Annotated in this window: 20 protein-coding genes; 10 read left to right on the forward strand and 10 right to left on the reverse strand. The window is 71.7% G+C overall.

The features are described from left to right. Positions 1 to 71: 71 nt before the first annotated feature. From AB0M92_RS02460 to AB0M92_RS02475, 4 genes are all read right to left on the reverse strand, one after another. A complete protein-coding gene (locus AB0M92_RS02460; RefSeq protein ID WP_366100225.1) occupies positions 72 to 1,196 on the reverse strand; it encodes a GuaB3 family IMP dehydrogenase-related protein in 1,125 nt (374 codons plus the stop codon). A gap of 146 nt (positions 1,197 to 1,342) precedes the next feature. After that, positions 1,343 to 2,842, reverse strand: a complete 1,500-nt coding sequence (guaB, locus tag AB0M92_RS02465) for an IMP dehydrogenase (RefSeq protein WP_366100226.1) — start codon at positions 2,840 to 2,842, stop codon at positions 1,343 to 1,345. A 128-nt stretch (positions 2,843 to 2,970) separates the two neighbouring features. Further along, positions 2,971 to 3,600: a sigma-70 family RNA polymerase sigma factor gene (locus AB0M92_RS02470; protein ID WP_030864315.1), complete on the reverse strand. Its 630-nt coding sequence runs from the start codon at positions 3,598 to 3,600 to the stop codon at positions 2,971 to 2,973. Between the two features lie 476 nt (positions 3,601 to 4,076). Continuing rightward, positions 4,077 to 4,688: a response regulator transcription factor gene (locus AB0M92_RS02475; RefSeq protein WP_003948568.1), complete on the reverse strand. Its 612-nt coding sequence runs from the start codon at positions 4,686 to 4,688 to the stop codon at positions 4,077 to 4,079. A 379-nt stretch (positions 4,689 to 5,067) separates the two neighbouring features. On the opposite strand from AB0M92_RS02475, the gene AB0M92_RS02480 reads away from it, so the two are divergent. Next, the gene (locus AB0M92_RS02480; RefSeq protein ID WP_030864318.1) at positions 5,068 to 5,394 is read left to right on the forward strand and encodes a WhiB family transcriptional regulator; all 327 of its coding nucleotides are present in this window, start codon (positions 5,068 to 5,070) and stop codon (positions 5,392 to 5,394) included. A 99-nt stretch (positions 5,395 to 5,493) separates the two neighbouring features. On the opposite strand, the gene AB0M92_RS02485 is transcribed toward AB0M92_RS02480, so the two are convergent. Beyond that, the gene (locus AB0M92_RS02485) at positions 5,494 to 6,411 is read right to left on the reverse strand and encodes a LysR family transcriptional regulator (RefSeq protein ID WP_366100227.1); all 918 of its coding nucleotides are present in this window, start codon (positions 6,409 to 6,411) and stop codon (positions 5,494 to 5,496) included. A 124-nt stretch (positions 6,412 to 6,535) separates the two neighbouring features. Between AB0M92_RS02485 and AB0M92_RS02490 the strand changes: the two genes are divergently transcribed. From AB0M92_RS02490 to AB0M92_RS02500, 3 genes are all read left to right on the forward strand, one after another. Beyond that, the gene (locus AB0M92_RS02490; RefSeq protein WP_366100356.1) at positions 6,536 to 7,207 is read left to right on the forward strand and encodes an MOSC domain-containing protein; all 672 of its coding nucleotides are present in this window, start codon (positions 6,536 to 6,538) and stop codon (positions 7,205 to 7,207) included. A gap of 138 nt (positions 7,208 to 7,345) precedes the next feature. Then, entirely contained in the window at positions 7,346 to 8,119 is a 774-nt protein-coding gene (locus AB0M92_RS02495; protein WP_366100228.1) for an SDR family oxidoreductase, read from the forward strand. A gap of 94 nt (positions 8,120 to 8,213) precedes the next feature. Continuing rightward, positions 8,214 to 8,903, forward strand: coding sequence for an ester cyclase (locus AB0M92_RS02500; protein ID WP_366100229.1), 690 nt, complete (start codon positions 8,214 to 8,216; stop codon positions 8,901 to 8,903). 112 nt (positions 8,904 to 9,015) lie between these two features. Here AB0M92_RS02500 and groL read toward each other — a convergent pair whose 3' ends face one another. Together groL and groES are read right to left on the reverse strand one after the other, a co-directional pair. Continuing rightward, positions 9,016 to 10,644, reverse strand: coding sequence for a chaperonin GroEL (groL, locus tag AB0M92_RS02505; RefSeq protein ID WP_366100230.1), 1,629 nt, complete (start codon positions 10,642 to 10,644; stop codon positions 9,016 to 9,018). A 116-nt stretch (positions 10,645 to 10,760) separates the two neighbouring features. Next, positions 10,761 to 11,069: a co-chaperone GroES gene (gene groES / locus AB0M92_RS02510; RefSeq protein WP_030154760.1), complete on the reverse strand. Its 309-nt coding sequence runs from the start codon at positions 11,067 to 11,069 to the stop codon at positions 10,761 to 10,763. Positions 11,070 to 11,373: 304 nt separating this feature from the next. Between groES and AB0M92_RS02515 the strand changes: the two genes are divergently transcribed. From AB0M92_RS02515 to AB0M92_RS02535, 5 genes are all read left to right on the forward strand, one after another. Further along, the gene (locus AB0M92_RS02515; RefSeq protein ID WP_366100231.1) at positions 11,374 to 12,060 is read left to right on the forward strand and encodes a response regulator transcription factor; all 687 of its coding nucleotides are present in this window, start codon (positions 11,374 to 11,376) and stop codon (positions 12,058 to 12,060) included. Then, a complete protein-coding gene (locus AB0M92_RS02520) occupies positions 12,053 to 13,471 on the forward strand; it encodes a HAMP domain-containing sensor histidine kinase (protein WP_366100232.1) in 1,419 nt (472 codons plus the stop codon). Before AB0M92_RS02515 ends, AB0M92_RS02520 begins: the two co-directional genes overlap by 8 nt. A 57-nt stretch (positions 13,472 to 13,528) precedes the next feature. After that, positions 13,529 to 14,788, forward strand: coding sequence for an LCP family protein (locus AB0M92_RS02525; RefSeq protein WP_366100233.1), 1,260 nt, complete (start codon positions 13,529 to 13,531; stop codon positions 14,786 to 14,788). Next, positions 14,776 to 16,209 carry an FtsW/RodA/SpoVE family cell cycle protein gene (locus AB0M92_RS02530; RefSeq protein WP_366100234.1) on the forward strand — a complete coding sequence of 478 codons (1,434 nt, stop codon included), beginning with the start codon at positions 14,776 to 14,778 and terminating at the stop codon, positions 16,207 to 16,209. Before AB0M92_RS02525 ends, AB0M92_RS02530 begins: the two co-directional genes overlap by 13 nt. Positions 16,210 to 16,458: 249 nt before the next feature. Further along, positions 16,459 to 17,022 (forward strand): RICIN domain-containing protein, encoded by a 564-nt coding sequence (locus tag AB0M92_RS02535; RefSeq protein ID WP_366100235.1) that lies wholly within the window; start codon positions 16,459 to 16,461, stop codon positions 17,020 to 17,022. Between the two features lie 59 nt (positions 17,023 to 17,081). Here AB0M92_RS02535 and AB0M92_RS02540 read toward each other — a convergent pair whose 3' ends face one another. Then, a complete protein-coding gene (locus tag AB0M92_RS02540) occupies positions 17,082 to 17,945 on the reverse strand; it encodes a polysaccharide deacetylase family protein (RefSeq protein WP_366100236.1) in 864 nt (287 codons plus the stop codon). Continuing rightward, on the reverse strand, positions 17,942 to 18,811 hold the full coding sequence (locus tag AB0M92_RS02545) for a polysaccharide deacetylase family protein (RefSeq protein ID WP_366100237.1): 870 nt from the start codon (positions 18,809 to 18,811) through the stop codon (positions 17,942 to 17,944). Before AB0M92_RS02545 ends, AB0M92_RS02540 begins: the two co-directional genes overlap by 4 nt. Before the next feature lie 268 nt (positions 18,812 to 19,079). On the opposite strand from AB0M92_RS02545, the gene AB0M92_RS02550 reads away from it, so the two are divergent. Next, a complete protein-coding gene (locus AB0M92_RS02550; protein WP_366100238.1) occupies positions 19,080 to 20,258 on the forward strand; it encodes a methyltransferase domain-containing protein in 1,179 nt (392 codons plus the stop codon). Here AB0M92_RS02550 and AB0M92_RS02555 read toward each other — a convergent pair. Then, on the reverse strand, positions 20,245 to 20,883 hold the full coding sequence (locus AB0M92_RS02555; protein WP_366100239.1) for a hypothetical protein: 639 nt from the start codon (positions 20,881 to 20,883) through the stop codon (positions 20,245 to 20,247). The two genes, AB0M92_RS02550 and AB0M92_RS02555, sit on opposite strands and share 14 nt — an antisense overlap. Positions 20,884 to 20,928: the final 45 nt, after the last annotated feature.

A 20,928-nucleotide genomic window follows, 5' to 3' on the forward strand; every position in this document is an offset into this window, starting at 1 on the left:
GAAGGGCCGGCTCCCCGATCCGGGGAGCCGGCCCTTCGCGTACGTGCGGCGTGCCGCGTACGGCGTGCGGGTCAGCGGCTGTGCTGCGAGTCCGCGATCGTGACCTCGACCCGCTGGAACTCCTTGAGCTCGCTGTAGCCCGTGGTGGCCATCGAGCGGCGCAGGGCGCCGAACAGGTTCATCGAGCCGTCCGGGGTGTGCGACGGGCCGGTGAGGATCTCCTCGGTGGTGCCGACCGTACCCAGGTCGACCTTCTTGCCGCGCGGCACGTCCTCGTGGACGGCCTCCATGCCCCAGTGGTGGCCCTTGCCGGGCGCGTCGGTGGCACGGGCCAGCGGGGAGCCCATCATCACGGCGTCGGCGCCGCAGGCGACGGCCTTGGGGAGGTCGCCGGACCAGCCCACGCCGCCGTCGGCGATGACGTGGACGTAACGGCCGCCGGACTCGTCCATGTAGTCGCGGCGGGCCGCGGCCACGTCCGCGACGGCGGTGGCCATCGGGACCTGGATGCCGAGCACGTTGCGCGTGGTGTGCGCCGCGCCGCCGCCGAAGCCGACCAGGACACCCGCCGCACCGGTGCGCATCAGGTGCAGGGCCGCCGTGTACGTGGCGCAGCCGCCGACGATGACCGGGACGTCGAGCTCGTAGATGAACTGCTTCAGGTTCAGCGGCTCGGCGGCGCCCGAGACGTGCTCCGCCGACACGGTGGTGCCGCGGATCACGAAGATGTCCACGCCCGCGTCGACGACGGCCTTGGAGAACTCGGCGGTGCGCTGCGGGGAGAGCGCGGCGGCGGTGACGACGCCGGAGTCGCGCACCTCCTTGATGCGCTGCCGGATCAGGTCCGCCTGGATCGGGGCGGAGTAGATCTCCTGGAGACGGCGGGTGGCGGCGTCCTCGTCCAGCCCCGTGATCTCGTCGAGCAGCGGCTGCGGGTCCTCGTACCGGGTCCACAGGCCTTCGAGGTTCAGCACGCCGAGGCCGCCGAGCTCGCCGATGCGGATGGCGGTCTGCGGGGAGACGACCGAGTCCATGGGGGCGGCCAGGAACGGGAGCTCGAAGCGGTAGGCGTCGATCTGCCAGGCGATCGAGACCTCCTTCGGGTCCCGCGTACGCCGGCTCGGGACGATGGCGATGTCGTCGAACGCGTACGCCCTGCGGCCGCGCTTGCCGCGCCCGATCTCGATCTCAGTCACGTGTGGTGGCCTTTCCTCTGGGTCTGCCCGTCCAGTATCCCCGAACCCCGGCGCCCCGCGTTCCGGTGCCCGCTGTACGGACGCACGCGCGGGCACGGCGAAGGGGGCGGGTCCGGATGGACCCGCCCCCTTCGGGCGCTGTCGGTTCAGCCCTTGCGGCTGTAGTTCGGCGCTTCGACCGTCATCTGGATGTCGTGCGGGTGGCTCTCCTTGAGCCCCGCCGAGGTGATGCGGACGAAGCGGCCGCGGTCCTGGAGCTCGGGCACCGTGCGGCCGCCGACGTAGAACATCGACTGGCGCAGGCCGCCCACGAGCTGGTGCACGACCGCGGAGAGCGGGCCGCGGTACGGGACCTGGCCCTCGATGCCCTCGGGGATGAGCTTGTCGTCGCCGCCCACGCCCTCCTGGAAGTAGCGGTCCTTGGAGAAGGAGCGCTGGTCGCCGCGGGACTGCATCGCGCCGAGCGAGCCCATGCCGCGGTACGACTTGAACTGCTTGCCGTTGATGAAGAGCAGCTCGCCCGGGGACTCCTCGCAGCCCGCGAGGAGCGAGCCGAGCATCACCGTGTCGGCGCCCGCGACGAGCGCCTTGGCGATGTCGCCGGAGTACTGGAGGCCGCCGTCGCCGATGACCGGGACACCGGCCGCCTTCGCCGCGAGGGAGGCCTCGTAGATGGCGGTGACCTGCGGGACGCCGATGCCGGCGACGACGCGGGTCGTGCAGATGGAGCCCGGGCCGACGCCGACCTTGATGCCGTCGCAGCCGGCGTCGATCAGCGCCTGGGCGCCGTCGCGGGTGGCGACGTTGCCGCCGATGACGTCGACGGAGGAGTTCGACTTGATCTTGGCGACCATGTCGCCGACCAGGCGGGAGTGGCCGTGGGCGGTGTCGACGACGATGAAGTCGGCGCCCGCCTCGATCAGCGCCTGGGCGCGGTCGTACGCGTCGCCGGCGACGCCGACCGCGGCGCCGACCAGGAGGCGGCCGTCCTTGTCCTTGGCGGCGTTCGGGTACTTCTCGGCCTTGACGAAGTCCTTGACCGTGATGAGGCCCTTGAGGATGCCCGCCTCGTCCACCAGCGGCAGCTTCTCGATCTTGTGGCGGCGCAGCAGCTCCATGGCGTCCACACCGGAGATGCCGACCTTGCCCGTGACCAGCGGCATCGGGGTCATGACCTCGCGCACCTGGCGGCTGCGGTCCGACTCGAAGGCCATGTCGCGGTTGGTGACGATGCCGAGCAGCTTGCCGGCGGCATCGGTGACCGGGACGCCGGAGATGCGGAACTTCGCGCACAGCTGGTCCGCTTCGCCCAGCGTCGCGTCCGGGTGCACCGTGATCGGGTCGGTGACCATGCCGGACTCGGAGCGCTTGACCAGGTCGACCTGGTTGGCCTGGTCGGCGATCGACAGGTTGCGGTGCAGTACGCCGACGCCGCCCTGGCGGGCCATCGCGATGGCCATGCGGGCCTCGGTGACCTTGTCCATGGCGGCGGACAGCAGCGGGACGTTCACCCGGACGTTGCGCGAGATGAGGGAGGAGGTGTCGATCGCGTCAGGCGACATGTCCGACGCGCCCGGCAGCAGCAGCACGTCGTCGTAGGTCAGTCCGAGCGTGGCGAATTTGTCGGGCACTCCGTCGGCGGTCATGACACCTTCCCAAATGGTCTTGCTCAGCGCGGATGTCCATGCTAACGGGATCCCGACGCGTCTCATTCCACGACCAAGGTCAAGGAGAAGTTTCGTCTGTTCCTACGAGCCTTGCGGGATCCGGGGCGTCACTGCTCGGCGAGCGCGCGCAGCCGGCTGAGCGCGCGGTGCTGCGCCACCCGCACCGCGCCGGGGGACATCCCGAGCATCTGCCCGGTCTCCTCGGCCGTCAGGCCGACCGCCACCCGCAGCACGAGGAGCTCGCGCTGGTTCTCCGGAAGGTTGGCCAGCAGCTTCTTGGCCCAGGCCGCGTCGCTGCTCAGCAGCGCCCGCTCCTCCGGACCCAGCGAGTCGTCCGGCCGCTCCGGCATCTCGTCGGAGGGCACGGCCGTACTGCCCGGATGCCGCATGGCGGCGCGCTGGAGGTCGGCGACCTTGTGCGCGGCGATGGCGAAGACGAAGGCCTCGAAGGGGCGGCCGGTGTCCCGGTAGCGCGGCAGCGCCATCAGGACGGCGACGCAGACCTCCTGCGCGAGGTCCTCCACGAAGTGGCGGGCGTCGCCGGGGAGCCGCGAGAGCCGCGTTCTGCAGTAGCGGATGGCCAGCGGGTGCACGAAGGCGAGCAGATCGTGCGTCGCCTGCTCGTCGCCCTCGACCGCTCTGCGTACGAGCGCGCTGACGGCCCCGGCGCTGCCGCTCTTGGCGGCGCCGGTGGAGCCTGTGGCCGTGGGTGACCCCTGGGCCTCGTCGTCGCGCATCAATCCATGGTGCCTTGGCGCCGGAGCATTCGCGCCGCCACGGCCCGTGTTGTGCGTCGAAGCGTTATGAGCGGGTGCGCCTGAGCTCGTCACTGCGCCCTCCCCTCCCGCTCGACCGAATAGTCCCCGAGGCCCCATCCCAGAAAATGCGCCACACCTCAAGCATGCGGCATCGCGCGCGAAGCGACACGTTCCCCGATTGTGCCCCGCCCATCCCCGGGTGCGCACCGGGTACGGCGGGACCGGAACGGACGAGAACGCCGCGGGCGGACACCCGGCACGCGAGGGGCCGCGCGGGGGCGGCCGGGGACTGCCGAAGGCGGCCGGGGGCTGCCGGAACCGGAGCGCCGCCGACCGGCCCTCGGAGGGTGCGCGGGACGGCGTGCGCATCGGCACGCGGCCGGGCGTACGAGGGGCCGCCCCGCCCGCCGGTGGCGGACGGGACCGCTCTCAGCGTCCGGCCTGCGGGCTCGCGGTCAGCGGACCAGGCCCCAGCGGAAGCCGAGCGCCACGGCGTGCGCCCGGTCCGAGGCGCCCAGCTTCTTGAACAGCCGGCGGGCGTGCGTCTTGACCGTGTCCTCGGAGAGGAAGAGCTCGCGCCCGATCTCCGCGTTGGACCGGCCGTGGCTCATGCCCTCCAGCACCTGGATCTCGCGCGCGGTGAGCGTGGGCGCGGCGCCCATCTCGGCCGAGCGGAGCCGGCGCGGGGCCAGCCGCCAGGTCGGGTCGGCGAGTGCCTGGGTGACCGTGGCCCGCAGTTCGGCGCGCGAGGCGTCCTTGTGCAGATAGCCCCGGGCGCCGGCGGCGACCGCGAGGGCCACCCCGTCCAGGTCCTCGGCGACCGTCAGCATGATGATGCGGGCGCCCGGATCGGCCGAGAGCAGCCGGCGCACCGTCTCCACACCGCCCAGCCCCGGCATCCGTACATCCATCAGAATCAGGTCGGAGCGGTCGGCACCCCAGCGGCGGAGGACTTCCTCGCCGTTGGCAGCCGTCGTCACACGCTCGACGCCGGGCACGGTGGCAACCGCGCGACGGAGCGCCTCTCGGGCAAGCGGGGAGTCGTCGCAGACGAGGACGGAAGTCATGACCGCCCTCCGCAGCTGCTGATGCGCGTCACCTTGAGCCTCCAGGCTGGTACGTATCGTCACCTGTGCGGTCGATGCTCTCGGACACCTGTCCGGGAACTTCTTCGTTCAACCGCCTTCGCACTCTCAACGATGGTCACTCGAAAGAGTTACGGGTCGGACGGACACCTTCGGCACTCTACGTGAGGAAGCGAATACGACGCGCGTGCCACTCTCCGCGTGTCGTCCATCTGGAGCTATGCCCTATTTGGCGGCTTTTCTTCCGTTTGGCACGTGTCTGAGGCTAGATTCCCAATGAGTCATATTTACATCTACTACGACAGTAGGTGTGGAGACTTGGACCGTATCCGTCTCAGTACCGGCACCAAGAGGACTACCCATGGCAGATTTCTCCCGCCTCCCCGGACCGAACGCCGACCTCTGGGACTGGCAGCTGCTGGCAGCCTGCCGAGGAGTCGACAGCTCCCTCTTCTTCCACCCGGAAGGCGAGCGGGGCGCGGCGAGGAGCGCGCGCGAGGCCTCGGCTAAAGAGGTCTGCATGAGATGCCCGGTGCGCTCCGAATGCGCCGCGCACGCACTGGCCGTCCGCGAGCCCTACGGGGTGTGGGGCGGCCTCACCGAGGACGAGCGAGAAGAGCTGATGGGACGCGCACGCCATCGCCTGATCCCCGCGTCGAGCACGATCGGACCCCTGCCCCCCCACTGACCCGCGGTTCGCCGAAACGTACGAAGGAACGTTTCCCCAACCCTCGCGCGGACCGGCACCGGCCCGGAACGTCACGCGATTGGCCGTACCGCCGTACGGTCAACGCGTGGCGGCCCGCTCCAGCTCGGCCAGGGTCGCCGCCACGGCCGGTACGCGCGCCAGGTCGGGCAGGGTCAGCGCCACGACCTCCCGCTCCACCGCGGGTTCCACGGCCACCGTGCTCACGCCCTTGGCCCGGACCGACTCCACCGCCAGCTCCGGCAGTACGGCGACGCCCAGCCCGGCACCGACCAGGCCGACCACGGCCGGGTAGTCGTCGGTCGCGAAGTCGATGCGCGGGGTGAAGCCCACCTCCTCGCACACCTCCACCAGATGGCGGCGGCAGCGCGGACAGCCCGCGATCCAGGGCTCGTCGGCGAGTTCGGCCATGCCCACCCGCTCCGCCCCCGCCAGCCGGTGCCCTTGCGGAACCAGGCCCACGAGCCGGTCCGTGAGCAGCGGCCGCACCACGAGGTCCTGCCACTCGCCGGCGTCGGCCGGGCCGGCGGCCGCGGGCGAGGCCGAGCCGTACCGGAAGGCCAGCGCCAGATCGCAGTCGCCCTCGCGCAGCATCTCCACGGACCGCGGGGGCTCCGCCTCGACCAGCGAGATCCGGGTACCGGGGTGCTCGGCGCGCATCGCGGCCAGCGCGGTCGGCACCAGCGTCGAACTGCCACTGGGGAAGGACACCAGCCGGACCCGGCCCGCGCGCAGCCCGGCGATGGCCGCGACCTCCTCCTCGGCGGCCGTCAGCCCGGCGAGGATCCCGGCGGCGTGCCGGACCAGGGCCGTACCGGCCTGCGTCAGCCGCATCTCTCGGCCGGCCCGGACGAGCAGCGGGGTGCCCGCGGACTGCTCCAGCGCCTTCATCTGCTGGGAGACGGCGGGCTGGGTGCAGCCGAGCTCGCGGGCGGCGGCGGAGAAGGACCCGGTGCCGGCGACGGCGCGCAGCACCCGGAGATGTCGTGCCTCGATCATCCTCCGAGCATAAGCCCTGCTTTGGGCCCGGTGCGAATACTCTCGTGCTTCTTTGAGGGGGCTCGGCTACCTTGGCTGCATGCCCCCCTCTGCTCCCGGCGCTCCCGGCGCCCCCGCGGCCCCCCTGCGCGTCCTCTCCGTGAACCTCGGCCGGGCGACGGTCGTCGAGCACACCGACGCGGAGGGCGGGCTGACCGGCATCGGCAAGAAGCCCGTCCCCGGCCCGGTCGACGTGTTCGCCCCCGGGCCCAAGGGGACCGGCGCCGGCGGTCTCGCGGGGGACGCGGTCTGCGACCTGCGCCACCACGGCGTGGACCACCAGGCGGTCTACGCCTACGCGCGCGAGGACCTCGACTGGTGGGAGGCCGAGCTGGGCCGGGAACTGCCCGCCGGTCTCTTCGGCGAGAACCTCACCACCTCCGGCATGGACCTGACGGGCGCACGGCTGGGCGAGCGCTGGCGCGTCGGCTCGGGCGGGCTCGTCCTCGAAGTGGCCTCGGCCCGCATCCCGTGCCGCACCTTCCAGGGCGCCCTCGGCGAGCGGGGCTGGGTCAAGCGGTTCACGCAGGCCGCGCGGCCGGGTGCGTACCTGCGCGTGGTCCGGGAGGGTCCGGTCTCCCCCGGCGACCGCGTCGAGATCACGCACCGGCCGGACCACGACGTGACGGTGGAGCTCTGGTTCCGCGCCTTCACCACCGACCGGTCGCTGCTGCCGCGCACGCGGGCGGCGGGCGGGGCGATGGCTCCGCAGTGGCACGAGATGGCCCTGGCCCACGTGGAGAAGTACGGGCGGTAGGGCGGGAGCAGGGGTTTTCGTAGCCGGAAGTAGCGGTTCCGCAGCGGGAAGCGACGGTGCGCGGCGCCGACGATCACGAAGGGGTACCGCCCGGCGGGCTCCCCTTGAGCTGTCGCCGGGGGCGGCTAGGTTGCGCCTATGACGACTGCGTTGATTACGGGATCCACGGCGGGCATCGGCGCCGCATTCGCCCGGCGGCTCGCCGCCCAGGGCCACAACCTCGTACTGGTGGCCCGCGATGCGTCGCGGCTCGGCGAGCAGGCCACCGAACTGCACGACCGGCACGGCATCGAGGCCGAGGTGCTGGTTGCCGACCTGTCCACCGACGAGGGCATCGCCGCCGTGGAGCACCGCCTCGGCGACCGCACGCACCCGGTGGACCTGCTGGTCAACAACGCGGGCTTCGGCAACAAGGGCCGCTACCTCGAAGTCTCCATGGCCGACGAGCTGACCATGCTCAAGGTGCACGTCGAGGCCGTCCTGCGGCTGACCTCGGCGGCCACCGAGTCGATGCGCTCGCGGGGCCGGGGCGGCGTCGTCAACGTGGCCTCGGTGGCGGCGTTCGTACCGCGCGGTACGTACGGGGCGAGCAAGGCCTGGGTCGTGCAGTTCACGCAGGGCGCGGCGCGGGACCTGTCCGGAACGGGCGTACGGCTGATGGCGCTGTGCCCGGGCTTCGTGCGCACCGAGTTCCACCAGCGCGCCGGCATGGGAACGGACAACATCCCCAACTGGATGTGGCTCGACGCGGACAAGCTGGTGGCGGCGGCGCTGGACGACCTGGCGCGCGGCAAGACGGTCTCCGTCCCGGATCCGCGGTACAAGGCGCTGATGGGCGTGGTGAAGCTGACCCCGCGCGGGCTGCTGGGCGGGGTGTCCTCGCGCACGGGCCGCAAGTACGGCCCGCAGTAGCCCGGCGACCACCGGGTGGGGCGGCCTCGAAACCGGCTGAACGGGTGAAATCTCCCTAAACTGGACGTGTCCCCTTCCAGCGCGGGAGTACGCCATGACATTCGTACAGATAGTCGATTACGAGACCAGCAGACCCGAGGCGGTCAACGAGGTCATCGAGCGGTACCTGGAGAAGACGAAGGGCAAGCGCACCGTGTCCCACACCGTGGTGGGCAGGGACCGGGAATCCGAGAACCACTTCGTCGACGTCGTCGAATTCCCGTCGTACGAAGCGGCCATGAAGAACTCTCACCTCCCGGAGACGGACACGATGTTCCAGGAGATGATGGCCCTCTGCGACGGGATGCCCCGGTTCACCAACCTGGACGTCGTGCGCGACGAGCACCTCAACACCCTGCTCGCGAGCCGCATGTTCGAAGAGGTCGCGATGAAGGGCGACATGTCCGTCGTGGACGAGATCTTCGCGACGGACTACCGGGACCACGACATCAGCCGGCCCCAGGCCAAGATCGGCCGCGACGGCATCCGCGAGGACGTGCAGGCCTGGCGCAGCGCCTTCGACTTCGCCTTCACCCTGGACGCGCAGATGGCACAGGAGGACCACGTCACCACGATGTGGACCTTCAGCGGCAAGCACACGGGCGAGTTCATGGGGATCGCCCCGACCGGCAAGGACTGCACGATGACCGGCACCACGGTCTTCCGGTGCGAGGACGGAATGATCAAGGAAGGCTGGTGGCACTACGACGCCATGCGCCTGATGAGGGACCTGGGCGCGATGTAGCCCCGCCCGGCCCACCGCACCGCACCGCACCTACGCAGCTCACCGCACCCGGCCAACGGGGAAGGCCCCGTTCCGCAGATGCGGAACGGGGCCTTCCCGATGTGGGGCGCGATCAGTGGCTGTGGCCGTGACCGTGGCCGTGACCGGCGTCGCCCTCTTCGTCGGCCGGCTTCTCGACGACCAGGGTCTCGGTCGTGAGCAGCAGGGAGGCGATGGAAGCGGCGTTCTCCAGCGCGGAGCGGGTGACCTTGACCGGGTCGATGACGCCGGCCTTGACCAGGTCGCCGTACTCGCCGGTGGCGGCGTTGAAGCCCTGGCCCTTGTCGAGCTCGGCGACCTTCGAGGTGATGACGTAGCCCTCAAGGCCGGCGTTCTCGGCGATCCAGCGCAGCGGCTCGACGGCGGCGCGGCGCACGACCGCGACACCCGTGCCCTCGTCGCCGGACAGACCCAGGTTGCCGTCGAGCACCTTCACGGCGTGGACGAGCGCGGAGCCACCGCCGGAGACGATGCCCTCCTCGACCGCGGCGCGGGTCGCCGAGATGGCGTCCTCAAGGCGGTGCTTCTTCTCCTTGAGCTCCACCTCGGTGGCGGCGCCGACCTTGATGACGCAGACGCCGCCGGCGAGCTTCGCCAGGCGCTCCTGCAGCTTCTCGCGGTCCCAGTCCGAGTCCGTGGACTCGATCTCGGCCTTGATCTGGTTGACGCGGCCGAGGACCTCGTCGGAGCTGCCGGCACCGTCGACGATCGTGGTGTCGTCCTTGGAGATGGTCACGCGGCGCGCGGAACCGAGTACGTCCAGACCGGCCTGGTCGAGCTTGAGGCCGACCTCCTCGGCGATGACGGTGGCACCGGTGAGGGTGGCCATGTCCTGGAGCATCGCCTTGCGGCGGTCACCGAAGCCGGGGGCCTTGACGGCGACCGCGTTGAAGGTGCCGCGGATCTTGTTGACGACGAGGGTGGAGAGCGCCTCGCCCTCGACGTCCTCGGCGATGATCAGCAGCGGCTTCGAGGCGCCGGCCTGGATGACCTTCTCCAGCAGCGGCAGGAGGTCCTGGATGGAGGAGATCTTGCCCTGGTTGATCAGGATGTACGGGTCGTCGAGGACGGCCTCCATACGCTCCTGGTCGGTGACCATGTACGGGGAGAGGTAGCCCTTGTCGAAGGCCATGCCCTCGGTGAACTCCAGCTCCAGGCCGAAGGCGTTGGACTCCTCGACGGTGATGACACCGTCCTTGCCGACCTTGTCCATCGCCTCGGCGATGAGCTCGCCGACCTGCTGGTCCTGCGCGGAGAGCGCGGCCACGGCGGCGATGTCGGACTTGTCCTCGATCGGGCGGGCGGTCGCGAGGAGCTCCTCGGACACGGCCTTGACCGCGGCGTCGATGCCCTTCTTGAGGGCGGCCGGGGAGGCGCCGGCGGCGACGTTGCGCAGACCCTCGCGGACCAGCGCCTGGGCCAGCACGGTGGCGGTGGTGGTGCCGTCACCCGCGATGTCGTTGGTCTTGGTCGCCACCTCCTTCACGAGCTGCGCGCCCAGGTTCTCGTACGGGTCGTCCAGCTCGACCTCGCGAGCGATGGTGACACCGTCGTTGGTGATGGTGGGGGCGCCGAACTTCTTGTCGATGACGACGTTGCGGCCCTTGGGGCCGATCGTCACCTTCACCGTGTCGGCCAGCTTGTTGACGCCGCGCTCGAGGGCGCGACGGGCGTCCTCGTCGAACTTCAGGATCTTCGCCATGGGAGCGGTTCAGCCCTCTCGAAAACTCGGGTTTAACGAACCGCGCCCCTTGCCGCCCGGCAATCAGCGGGGTGACCAGGGGCGCAGCTCAAAGCAATGCTTGGTACTTCGGTGAATTACTTCTCGATGATCGCGAGCACGTCGCGAGCCGAGAGGACGAGGTACTCCTCGCCGCTGTACTTCACTTCGGTGCCGCCGTACTTGCTGTACAGCACGATGTCGCCGACGCTGACGTCCAGCGGGAGACGCTGGCCGTCCTCGAAGCGACCCGGGCCCACGGCGAGGACGACGCCCTCCTGGGGCTTCTCCTTCGCGGTGTCCGGGATGACCAGGCCGGAAGCCGTGGTCTGCTCGGCGTCGAGCGGCTGGACCACGATGCGGTCCTCAAGCGGCTTGATGGCAACCTTGGAGCTGGTGGTCGTCACGATCCGACCTCCCCCTTCGGAGATCTCACGGGGCTAACTGTCTGGGTGGCGACCAGGTGGATCCGTCGTCGCGGGTGCCGGACCTGCCTGTCGCTGTGTTGGCACTCACCGGTGGCGAGTGCCAGGTGCGAGACTATTCCGGCGATTAGCACTCGGTCAAGCGGAGTGCCAACACGCTCCGCCGGGTCGTCCGGATCGGGGGTCCCCCCCGCCGCCCCCGAGACCCCGCCCGGGGGCTGCGCCCCGGGGCCCGGGCGGGACTGCGCCCAAGAGTCCCGGTGGGTGATATGTGACAGTTGGGGGCGTGCGCATTCTCGTGGTCGAAGACGAAGAGGGCCTCGCCGAGTCACTGAGGCGCGGCCTCTCCGCCGACGGGCACTGGGTCGACCTCGCCCACGACGGCCACCGCGGGCTGGACCTCGCCCGCACCGGCTCGTACGACGCCGTCCTGCTCGACCTGATGCTGCCCGGCCTCAGCGGGTACGAGATCTGCGCCCGCCTGCGGGCCGGCGGCGACCCGACTCCCGTCCTCATGCTGACCGCCAAGGACGGCGAGTACGACGAGGCCGAAGGCCTCGACAGCGGCGCCGACGACTACCTCACCAAGCCGTTCTCGTTCGTCGTGCTGGCCGCACGCCTGCGCGCCCTCGCCCGGCGGGCGGCGGCCGACGCCGCCGGCCCCCGCCCCACCCTCCAGGCCGGTGACCTCGTCCTCGACCCCGCAGGCCGCCGCTGCCGCCGCGGCCCGCACGAGATCGAGCTCACCGCCCGCGAGCTCGGCGTCCTCGCCTGCCTCATGGAGCAGCCCGGCCGGGCCGTCGCCAAGCAGGACATCCTGGACGAGGTCTGGGACGCCCCGCACGCCATCGACCCGAACATCGTCGAGGTGTACGTCTCCTCGCTGCGCAAGAAGGTCGACGCCCCCTTCGGCCGCCGCTCGATCCTCACCGTCCACGGCACCGGCTACCGCATGGCCGCCGACGGTGGCTGAAACCAGGACGAGCCCCGGCCCGCTCCGGCGCCGCGCCGCGCTGGCCGCCGCCCTCGCCATGGCCGCCGTGCTCGGCGCCGGCGGGCTGTGGCTGTACACCCTGCTGCGGGCCAACCTCCTCGACAACACCACCGGCCGCACCGAGCTCGCCGCCCGCAAGGTGGCCGCCCAGCTCGACGGCCACGCCTTCCCCGGCGGGCGGCTGCCCGCGCCGGAGGGCGGGGTGGACCTGGTCCTCGTACGGGACGCGCAGGGGCGGACCGTCGCCTCCACCGGGGACCTCGCCGACACCCCCGACCTCGGCGGTCTGCGCCCGCCGCCGCCCACCGCCTCCGGCGAGGACTCCCGCTCCGCCGTCCTGCCGCCCGCGCGCCCCGGCGCGGAACGCCGCGCGGTGGTCGCGGTCGAGGCGCCGGGCGGGCACGAGGTGTACGCCGTCACCGTGCTCGGCGACGTGGACGACGCGACCCGCGCCATCGCCCTCGGCCTGCTCGCCGGCGCGCCCCCGCTGATCGGCTTCGCGGCGGCCCTCGCCCGGTGGGTGACCGGACACGCCCTGCGCCCGGTCACCGCGATCCGCACCGAGCTCGCGGCGGTCACCGCGAGCGAGCTGGACCGCCGTGTTCCGGACCCCGGCGGAGCGGACGAGATCGCCCAGCTGGCCCGGACCGTCAACGACACGCTCGACCGGCTGGAGCGGTCCGACGCCCGGCAGCGGCAGTTCACCGCCGACGCCTCGCACGAACTGCGCAATCCGCTGGCCGCCGTCCGGTCCCGGCTGGAGGTGGCGCTGGCCCAGGGCCGCCCCGACCGGGAGTCGGTGGCGGCCGCGCTGGCCGATACCGAGCGGCTCCAGCGCATCGCCGCGGACCTGCTGCTGCTCGCCCGGCTCGACGGCGGCCCCGTACCGCGGACCGAGCCGGTGGACCTGGCGCTGCTGGCCGCGGAGGACCTGGCCCGGCGCCAGGACCCCCGGGTCCCGGTCCGGCTGGACGCGCGGGCCCCCGTACCGGCGGCCGGGGACCCGGCCCGGCTGGAGCGGGCGCTGGCCAACCTGGTGGACAACGCGCTGCGGCACGCCCGTACGGGGGTCGTCGTACGGGCGGCCACCGAGCCCGCGGACCCCGTGGCCGGCGGCTGGGCGGTGCTGGAGGTCGAGGACGACGGCCCCGGCGTCCCGGCGCCGGACCGCGACCGGGTCTTCGAGCGGTTCGTCCGCCTGGACCCGGACCGGGGGCGCGCGGGCGGCGGCACGGGCCTCGGCCTGGCCATCGTCCGCGAGACGGCCCGGGCGCACGGCGGCGAGGCGCGGGCGCTGGCGCCCCGGGCGGGCGGTGGCTCCGGTGTCCGCTTCGTCCTGCGCGTGCCGGTCGGCGGGCCCCGCGCGCCGACCCGGTCCGCCGGGTCCTGAACGCCCCTTCAGGTCTCTCAGGATTCCTTCAGCGCCCCTCCCCCACCATCGACTGGCATGAGCGCGCACCGGAGGAAGACCAGCCACCCCGCCCGCCGGCCCCGCCGCCGACCCCGTCCCCGCCGCATCGCCCGCACCCTGCTCGTGGCCGTCTGCGCGCTGGCGGTCATGGCCGCCGCCGGCGCCTGGTACGTGTACCGGGACCTCGCCGGCAGCATCGGCAGCTCCAAGGCCCTGGAGGGCGCCGAGAAGTCGAAGTACGGCGACACCAACATCCTGCTGATGGGCCTGGACAGCCGCCGCGACCAGAACGGCGAGGAGCTGCCGGCGGAGGTCCTCGACAAACTGCACGCCGGCAGTTCCGACATCGGCGGCTACAACGCGAACACGCTGATCCTGCTGCACGTACCCGGCGACGGCAGCCGGGCGAAGGCCTTCTCGGTCCCGCGCGACGACTTCGTGGACATCCCGGGTCAGGGCAAGGACAAGATCAAGAAGGCCTACGGGCTGGCGAAGTCCAAGGAGGAGGACCGGCTCTCCGCCCAGGGGGTCAAGGACCGGCGGCAGCTGGAGCGCGAGGGGCGGGAGGCCGGCCGCAAGGCGCAGATCGAGACGGTGCGCAGCTTCCTGGGCGTCCCGGTCGATCACTTCGCCGAACTCAACCTGGCCGGTTTCCACCACCTGGCCGACGCGCTCGGCGGCGTACCGGTGTGCCTGAAGCGGCCGGTGCGGGACACGTACTCGGGCGCCGACTTCCCGGCGGGCCGCCAGATGCTGAACGGGCAGCAGTCCCTGGCCTTCGTACGGCAGCGGCACGGCCTGGCCATGGGCGATCTGGACCGGACGAAGCGGCAGCAGGCCTTCCTGGCGGGGGCCACGCAGAAGCTGAACTCGGCCGGGACCTTCACCGATCCGGTCAAGCTGATGAAGCTGGTCGACGCCGCGAAACAGGACGTCGTGACGGACGCGGGCTGGGACCTGCTGTCGTTCGTGAAGCAGGCGAAGAACCTGTCCGGCGGAAAAGTGGCGTTCACGACACTGCCCGTCGAGCGGTTCGGAAGGAACCATGGAGAGGACATAAACGTCGTAGACGATATGAAGATAAAGCGCCTCATTGCCGAGCAGATCGGACCGGAGGCCTCCGCCTCCGCGTCCGCTCCGAGCCCGGACGCGGGCCCGAGCGACGCGCCGGGGGCGTCACCGGGGGCGTCGGGGGCGTCTTCGGGAGCGCCTTCAGGGGCGGCCTCCAGCCCCTCGACGGGCGCGGGCGGCTCCGCCCCCGCCATCGACGGTGGCGGCATCCCGTGCGTGGACTGAGGCCGCTGACCACGGCCGGCGCACGCCGCCGTACCGAGGCGCTGCTGCTCGTCTTCGTCGTCGCCCTCACCGTCTTCGGGCACGCGAGCGCCGGCCTGGCGATGAACGGCGAGCTGCCCGCCAACCTCACCGGCTTCACGATCAGCATGACGCTGCTGGCGCTGGTGGGGCACTTGGGCGTGCGCCGGTTCGCGGCGTACGCGGATCCGCTGATCTTCCCGATCGCCATGCTGCTGTCGGGGCTGGGGCTGGTGCTGCTGCACCGGCTGGACCAGTCCTACATCGCGCGGTACGGCGGCGACGCGAACGCGCCGGGGCAGCTGCTGTGGACGGTGATCGGCGTGGCCGCCTGCCTCGCGGTGGTGGCGCTGCTGCGCGACCACCGGCTGCTCCAGCGGTTCATCTACATCACGATGGTGGTCGCGCTGGTGCTGCTGATCGCGCCGGCGTTCTTCGGTGCGGACACGTACGGCGCGAAGCGCTGGATCATCCTGTTCGGGTTCTCGCTCCAGCCGGGCGAGTTCGTGAAGATCATGATCGCGATCTTCTTCGCGGGCTACCTGGTCATCCACCGCGATTCGCTCGCCCTGACGGGGCGGAAGTTCCTCGGGATGCGGCTGCCGCCGATGCGCCAGCTCGGGCCGATCATCACGGTGTGGATCGTCTCGCTGCTGGTGCTGGTCTTCGAGCGGGACCTGGGTACGTCGCTGATCTTCTTCGGCGTGTTCGTGGTGATGCTGTACGTCGCCACCGAGCGCACGAGCTGGATCGTGACGGGCCTGCTCATGGCGGGGGTCGGAGCCTTCGTCGTGGGCTCGACGGAGCCGCACGTCAAGGGGCGCGTGGCGGCGTGGCTGGAGCCGCTGTCGTACTACTGGAAGGAGCGGCCGCCGGGGGTCATCTCGGACCAGTCCGCGCAGGCGCTGTTCAGCTTCGGCACCGGCGGCATGTCCGGGACGGGACTGGGGATGGGGCACCCGGAGCTGATCGGCTTCGCGGGGCGCAGCGACTTCATCCTGACCACGGTGGGCGAGGAGCTCGGGCTGGCCGGGGTCATGGCGGTGCTGTTCCTGTACGCGCTGCTGGTCCAGCGGGGGCTGCGGATGGCGCTGGGCGCCCGGGACCCGTTCGGGAAGCTGCTGGCGGTGGGCCTGTCGGCTGCGCTGGCGCTCCAGGTCTTCGTGGTGGCCGGCGGTGTGACGGGCCTGATCCCGCTGACGGGCAAGGCGCTGCCGTTCCTGGCGAAGGGCGGCTCGTCCCTCCTGGCCAACTGGATCATGATCGCCCTCCTCCTCCGCATCAGCGACAGCTCGGAACGCCAACGCGAGGCGGACGCCCAGGGCCCGGCGGAAACGACGATCACTCCGATGGCGGTATCTCCGCACCCCGAGAACGCGCTGCGGGGCGGGGATCCGCGGTAGGCACGGTGGTGGCCGCGGGTTGCGGGAGCATGCACCCGCTTCGATAGTGAAGGGGCTCCGGAGCCGGACGGAAGGTCCGCCGACGGGGCCTCATCGGCCGTCCGGCCGGCCGCGGTGGCGAGAGCCCCAGACCCCCGGACCGCCCTCACCGCCGTGCCCCGCAGCGCCGGGGTGGCACGGCCTCCACCCCACCTCGACGTTCCTCCACGACACTCCGCCCCTGCGGAGTCGAGCACGAGGAGTACCGCGATGCGCAAGAACGCTCGTACACGAAGTCTGCTGAACGCCGCGACGGTCCTCGCGGGAGCGGGAGTCCTGCTGCTGCCCTGCCCCGGCACCGGACAGGCGGCCACACGCGGCGCGCCCGCCGTGATCACCGAGGGCTTCTACCAGCTCGTCAACGACCAGACCGGCAAGTGCGCCACGGTCATCGGCGGCACCAGCGCCGCCAACAGCCTCCCGCTCGTCCAGTTCGACTGCGACTCCCACCCCTCGCGCCGCTGGAACATCACGCACCGGACCGAGGGCGCGTACTGGCTCGTCAACGGGCAGACCGGCAAGTGCGCCACGGTCGCCGGCGGCACCACCACGGCCAACAGCCACCCGCTCGTCCAGTTCGACTGCGACACCCACCCCTCGCGCCGCTGGTACTTCGAGAGCAGGGGCCAGGACGCCTACAGGATCAGCAACGGCCAGACCGGCAAGTGCGCCACGGTCGCCGGCGGCACCACCACGGCCAACAGCCACCCGCTCGTCCAGTTCGACTGCGACACCCACCCCTCGCGCGAGTGGACCCTGCGGCGGGTCGGCTGACGGGCCCGGCCGACGGGCCCCTCAGGACGCGATGCGGCCCCGGCTCCAGCCGTCGGGCGTCAGAGGTAGTCCTCCAGGCGCCCTATCCGGTAGCCCTGTTCCTGGATGCGCTGGAGCATGCGGGTCGTCATCTGGATTTCCGTCGAGCCCTTGAGTTCCGAGGGGCCGCGGAAGTGGGCCAGGATGATGTCGCCCGGTTTGAGGGCGGAGCCCTCGGCGTACTGGAAGTTGTTGATCTGCATCGACACGCGCCACAGGATCACCTGCGAGATGCCGCATTCGGAGGCGGCCTTGAGGGTGTCGTCGTTGTAGTTGCCGTACGGCGGGCGGAAGCGGACCGGCTTGGTGCCGAAGCGCTTCTCCAGGTGCTCCTGCTGGCCGCATATCTCCTTCTTCTGCGCCGCGAAGGGCAGGGTCCGGAGGTTCGGGTGCGTCAGGGTGTGGTTGTTGATCGTGCTGCCGGAGCCGTTGTCGCGGAGCTTCTCGAAGTGTCCGTAGTCCGACGAGGCGATGTCGTGCGTCAGGAACATGCTGATCGGCAGCTTGAGGTCGGCCGCCATCTTCAGGAACTCGGGGTCCTTCTCCGCACCGTCGTCGAAGGTCAGGAAGACGACCTTGTCGGCGGGCGGGACGGGTATTCGGTCCACCACCTTGGCCTTGCCCGGGGCCGCCGGGGCCAGCGCGGGCTTCTGCGCCGGCTTCGGGGCGAATTCCAGGGGGGACTTCAGGCCCCACTTCTTGTAGGCCTCGTCCCCCGGTGCGCCCGACGGGGACGGCGACGCAGTCGTCGTCGGCTGCGTCGCCCGTGGTGTTCCGGTGCCCAGTCTTTCGACCGGGTCCGCGCTGCCCCCGCACCCCGTCAGGGACAGCGCCAGCGCGCCGGCCGCCAGCGTTCCGGCCGTCAACCGGCGCGCGTAGCTCACAAGTAGTCCTCCAGGCGGGCCACGGCGTACCCCTTGTCCGTGACGGTCTTCATGACATGACGGATCATGTCAGGCATGGTCCCCTTCCAGTCCTCCCGCCCTCGGAAATGGGTCAGGATGATGTCCCCGGGGTGGAGGTCGCGGTCCCATTCGCGCCAGTCCATGCGGTTCACGAAGGCCTCCGCGTTCCACAGCGGGACCGCCTTGATGCCGCAGGACTTCGCCGCGCGCAGCGTGTCCTGGTTGTAGTTGCCGTACGGCGGCCGGAACAGCGTCGGCCGCTTGCCGAACTGCTTCTGGATCGTGTCCTGCTGCCCGCAGATCTCCTCGTGCTGCTCCTCGTACGAGAGCGCCGGCATGTAGCGGTGGTTGAGCGTGTGGTTGTTCAGCGAGACGCCGGCGGCCTGCATCTGCTTGAAGTAGGGGTAGTTGTCGCGGACGAGGTAGTCGCTGAGGAACGCCGTGTACGGGATCTTCAGCTCCTGCATCATCTTCAGGAACTCGGGGTCCTTCTCCGCGCCGTCGTCGATCGTCAGGAAGACGACCTTGTCCTCCGTGGGGACGGTGGTGAAGACGGGCGGGAGCTCGTCCTGGCCCTCGACCTCGAACCCCTCGCGGGTGGTGATCTCCGGCTTCGTCTTCGGGGCGGGCGGGGCCGCCAGCGGCGGCTTGGCCAGTTTCCACCGCTTCGCCGCGGCGATCACGGCCTGCTGGGCCGCCTTCTGCTGCTCGGCCGGGTTCGCGACCGCGCCCGCCGCGCCCGCGGGTGCGTCCGCGGCCTTGCCGCCCTTGCGGGCGGGCGCGGTGTCGGCGGCCGAGCCGCATCCCGTTCCGAGGGCGGCGACCAGCAGTGCGGCCAGTGCCACCCCGACGCGGCCGCGCGGACCCGCCGCGGACCGGTGACCATGAAGCGTCTTATGTTCCTTTTGTCCGACTAGCTGCATAGCAGCGCATCCTGGCACCCGCCACGCGCACTTCCGGGACGACACCTCGCACCGGACCGCCACGTTCCTCCGACCGGCCCATACGCACCGCCACCGGCAGGCAGGCGACGAGGGACCGGCGCGGGAGCCGGCGAGGGGACCCGGCAAGGACCCCGACGGGAGAGCCGGCGAGGGAGCCGACAATGGAGGCGTGACCCCCGAAGACTTCGCCGCGCTCCTCACCCCCGAGGGCCGCGCCCTCCTGGACTCCCTCCGCGACCACGACCCCGCCCGGGAACTCGCCGTCGCCACCCGGCTGCGCCGCGAGCACCCCGCGGCGCTGGTCTCCGCAGCGCTCGGGCAGGCCCGGCTGCGGCAGCGCGCGGTGGCGAAGTTCGGCGCCGAGGACGCGTTCCGGATGTACTTCACGCCAGGCGGCGGCGAGATGGCCACCCGCGCCCCGGTGGCCTCGTACCGCGCCGAGCGGCTCGCGGAGCTCGGCGTGCGCAGCGTCGCCGACCTGTGCTGCGGGATCGGCGGCGACGCCCTCGCCCTGGCCCGGATCGGCATCCGCGTCCTGGCCGTGGACCGCGACCCGCTGACCGTCGCCGTCGCCCGCGCCAACGCCGAGGCCCTGGGACTGGCAGAGCTCATCGAGGTCCGCGAGGCGGATGTGACCGACGTCGACACCTCCGGGTACGACGCCGTCTTCCTCGACCCCGCCCGACGCGGGGGCCGCGGCCGCATCTTCGACCCGGAGGGCTACTCGCCGCCGCTGTCGTGGGCCGTCGAGGCCGCCCGTACGGCCGAGTACGCGGCCATCAAGATCGCGCCCGGGATCCCGCACGAGGCCGTGCCCCCGGAGGCCGAGGCCGAGTGGATCTCGGACCAGGGGGACGTGAAGGAGGCGGTGCTGTGGTTCGGGACCGCGCCCGGCACCGTACGCGCCACCCTGCTGCCCGGCCCGCGCACCCTGCACACCGCCGATCCGCTGCCCGATCCCGGGGCCGGGCCGGTCGGCCGCTACCTCTACGAACCCGACGGCGCCGTGATCCGCGCCCACCTCGTCGCCGAGGTCGCCGAGCAGCTGGGCGGCCGGCTCATCGACCCGACCATCGCGTACGTCACCGCCGACGAGCTGCGCGCGACCCCGTACGCCACCGCGTACGAGATCACCGACGTGCTGCCCTTCGGCCTCAAGAAGCTGAAGGCCCTGCTGCGCGAGCGCGGGGTCGGCATCCTGACCGTGAAGAAGCGCGGGTCGGCCGTCGAGCCCGAGGAGCTGCGCAAGAAGGTCAAGCCGCAGGGGCCGCACTCCGCGACCGTCTTCCTCACCCGGGTCGCGGGCGCCCCGTCGATGCTGATCGGCGCGCCCGTCAGCGCGCCGTAGCGCCGCCGCTGCCGCCCCGGAAGGCGCGCACCGCCCACCGGTAGTGCGCGCCGGCCTTGCCGAGGCCCAGCAGGCCGGTGATCCACAGGATCATGCCGAGGCCCATGTAGTACGTGACCTCCCCGTACGTGGTGGCGCCCGGACGGGCCGACGCCGCCGACCCGAAGGTCACGTACAGCCCCAGCGCGCCCATCGCGAAGGAGGCCAGCAGCCAGGTCAGGCTCAGCCCGGGGGCGCGGACCCGCGCGTCGGCGGCCGGGTCCCGGTCCGACTCGGCCCAGGCGCACAGCAGCTGGTGGACCAGCCGGTCCCGCCGGGCGCCCCGGGCGAACCAGAACCCCGCCGGGATCAGCACGCCCGCGCCGAGCAGGCCGAAGATCAGGCCGAAGAGGTACGAGAGCGGGTCGCCCGGCGTCTCGAAGGAGATCAGGGCCATCGCCACGAAGGACCAGCCGAGCGCGAAGACGGCGGCGACGGCCCAGAGCAGCAGCAGCCGCCCCAGGCCCAGGCTGCGCCGGCCCAGGTCCTTCAGGAAGCGGGCGCGGTCGGCGCGTACGGCGTTCTCGTCCAGCCAGTCGCGCAAGTGGGCCGGGGGCGGTGGAGGCGGCAGGTCACGACGAGGCATGCTCATGACGATAACGGCAGCGGGCCCGAGTCCCGCTCACGAGTC

Origin of the sequence: Streptomyces sp. NPDC051582 (genome assembly GCF_040681715.1) — a bacterium.
In the GTDB taxonomy this organism is placed as follows: Bacteria; Actinomycetota; Actinomycetes; order Streptomycetales; family Streptomycetaceae; genus Streptomyces.

Bases quoted from the DNA above. Each gene is read 5' to 3' on its own strand.
- AB0M92_RS02535 (WP_366100235.1), top strand. From the start codon at position 16,459: ATGCGCAAGAACGCTCGTACACGAAGTCTGCTGAACGCCGCGACGGTC.
- AB0M92_RS02555 (WP_366100239.1), bottom strand. From the start codon at position 20,883: ATGCCTCGTCGTGACCTGCCGCCTCCACCGCCCCCGGCCCACTTGCGC.
- AB0M92_RS02485 (WP_366100227.1), bottom strand. From the start codon at position 6,411: ATGATCGAGGCACGACATCTCCGGGTGCTGCGCGCCGTCGCCGGCACC.
- AB0M92_RS02525 (WP_366100233.1), top strand. From the start codon at position 13,529: ATGAGCGCGCACCGGAGGAAGACCAGCCACCCCGCCCGCCGGCCCCGC.
- AB0M92_RS02500 (WP_366100229.1), top strand. From the start codon at position 8,214: ATGACATTCGTACAGATAGTCGATTACGAGACCAGCAGACCCGAGGCG.
- groL (WP_366100230.1), bottom strand. From the start codon at position 10,644: ATGGCGAAGATCCTGAAGTTCGACGAGGACGCCCGTCGCGCCCTCGAG.
- AB0M92_RS02480 (WP_030864318.1), top strand. From the start codon at position 5,068: ATGGCAGATTTCTCCCGCCTCCCCGGACCGAACGCCGACCTCTGGGAC.
- guaB (WP_366100226.1), bottom strand. From the start codon at position 2,842: ATGACCGCCGACGGAGTGCCCGACAAATTCGCCACGCTCGGACTGACC.
- AB0M92_RS02475 (WP_003948568.1), bottom strand. From the start codon at position 4,688: ATGACTTCCGTCCTCGTCTGCGACGACTCCCCGCTTGCCCGAGAGGCG.
- AB0M92_RS02495 (WP_366100228.1), top strand. From the start codon at position 7,346: ATGACGACTGCGTTGATTACGGGATCCACGGCGGGCATCGGCGCCGCA.
- AB0M92_RS02470 (WP_030864315.1), bottom strand. From the start codon at position 3,600: ATGCGCGACGACGAGGCCCAGGGGTCACCCACGGCCACAGGCTCCACC.